A 1,134-nucleotide genomic window follows, 5' to 3' on the forward strand; every position below is an offset into this window, starting at 1 on the left:
CAGTTCCGTGAAATCGTCTTGATGTTCGCCATCACAAACATAGAATCACTGTGTGAGCCGCTCTAACCATGGCTCAGCATCTATTCAACAAAGCAGTTCAAACCGCAATTTAGTTACGCGATTTGCTGTCTCTCTAACTCCATGATCATGTCTGAACACAGTTCCTCCAGACCGTACTTTGGATTCCAGCTCCAGTCGTGGTGAGCAGCCGAATCGTCGACTGTTTCCGGCCAGGTGTCTGCAATTTTTTGTCGAGAGTCCGGGTCGTAATCGGCATCGAAATGGGGTATATGATCACGGATCGCCGCGGTCAATTCACGTGCAGTAAATGAACACCCCTCTATATTGTACGAGCAGGGATGGTTCAAAGAATCGGAATCTGCCTGTGCAATCGCAATGAGCGCGTCGATGACGTCGGGCATGTAGACGAACGGTAGACGAGTATCCTCGCGAACAAAGTATGTGTACGAACCGGACTCGATTGCCTCGTAAAAAACTTCAACCGCGTAATCCGTGGTCCCTCCCTCTGGTTTGGTTTTATGACTAATAACGCCAGGTAGCCTGAGTCCCCTGACGTCCATATCGTACCGATTGTTGTAATATTCGCCAAGAAGTTCGAAAAACGCCTTCGATACCCCGTACATTGTTGTTGGAGAATAAATCGCTCGCTCGGACGGTATCGGTGGTGTGTGTTGTCCGAAGAAGGCGATGGAACTCGGGACGACGACACGTTCGACGTCGGTCTGCCGTGCAGCCTCGAGAACCGTATACAATCCATTAAGATTAACGTTATAAGCTGACTGGGGGCGATGTTCTCCGGTTGCAGAGAGTAATGCCGCCAGGTGAAATATGATATCGATCTCGTGCCGTTCGAGAACGGAGTTCACGTTGGTACGATCGGTTACGTCGAGTTGCTCGTAACGGTCGAGGGCCGGGAACGACTCTTTGAGATCGGTGCCGAGGACGAACTCGAAATCGCTGTGGCTATCGAGATACGGTGTTAGTTCGGATCCAATTTGTCCTGCGGCACCCGTTACTAAGTGTAGCTTCAGACCTAGACTGTCTAGTTTAAGCCCTCTACAGCCGTACTCGTAAGAATGGGACGGAAGCAGCACGTTGTTAATCTTTCAGATG

1 protein-coding gene is annotated in these 1,134 nt (G+C 50.2%); it reads right to left on the bottom strand.

The features are described 5' to 3' along the window. Positions 1 to 113: 113 nt before the first annotated feature. Complete coding sequence (locus CHB65_RS16680; protein WP_179213719.1) at positions 114 to 1,115, bottom strand: NAD-dependent epimerase/dehydratase family protein; 1,002 nt, start codon at positions 1,113 to 1,115, stop codon at positions 114 to 116. Between the last annotated feature and the right edge of the window lie 19 nt (positions 1,116 to 1,134).

The sequence above is a fragment of the Halorubrum vacuolatum genome, from assembly GCF_900188065.1.
In the GTDB taxonomy this organism is placed as follows: Archaea; Halobacteriota; Halobacteria; order Halobacteriales; family Haloferacaceae; genus Halorubrum; species Halorubrum vacuolatum.